The sequence below is a fragment of the Halorubrum sp. Atlit-28R genome, from assembly GCF_003665955.1.
GTDB lineage: Archaea > Halobacteriota > Halobacteria > Halobacteriales > Haloferacaceae > Halorubrum > Halorubrum tropicale.
The window spans coordinates 1-516 of the sequence record NZ_QPLS01000141.1; the positions used below are offsets into that span (position 1 = coordinate 1).

The 516-nt window shown below is 54.3% G+C and carries 1 protein-coding gene; it reads left to right on the forward strand.

What is annotated here, in order from left to right; genetic code table 11:
* Positions 1-373: hypothetical protein (locus DVK06_RS19435; RefSeq protein WP_233561800.1), on the forward strand; the 373-nt coding region annotated here is incomplete at its 5' end.
* Positions 374-516 lie beyond the last annotated feature (143 nt).

Consider the following 516-nt stretch of genomic DNA (forward strand, 5'->3'; position numbering starts at 1 on the left):
TGAGGAGTCGGTTCTCGTCGACGGCGTCACTAGGTCCGGCGAGGAGGCGGAACGTGACTACGTTCGAGTCGTTGAATCGCGTATCCGAAGTCGGCTGGAACGCCGCTTAGAATCCGACCTCGACATACTCGCGAGCAATATGCCCGATGAGTATGACGAGTTTGTAGAGACTGTTCGTGAACACTCGCTGGAGACTGGCCGCGAGTGGCGTGGTGGATTGAAACCCCTGAACGACGAGATGGTTCGACAGGCTGTCACCGCTCGTGCTGCGTCTGAGAGTGGTGTTGATGCTGATGAGGTGGATGCGGTCCTCGATGCGGTCATTGAGACGCTTGCACAGTTCAACGCGAAAGATGGCGATGGATCTGAGTAATAGGGATACCCGCTGAGATTACGACTGTTTTCACCGATACGACTGCCCGAGGAGTTTTTTGCTGCTCTGTTGAATAGTTGTGTCTTCGTAGGGCAAATCATCTGTTGAATAGCCGAGGCGAGTGATCGTCGGCTTGGATTAGT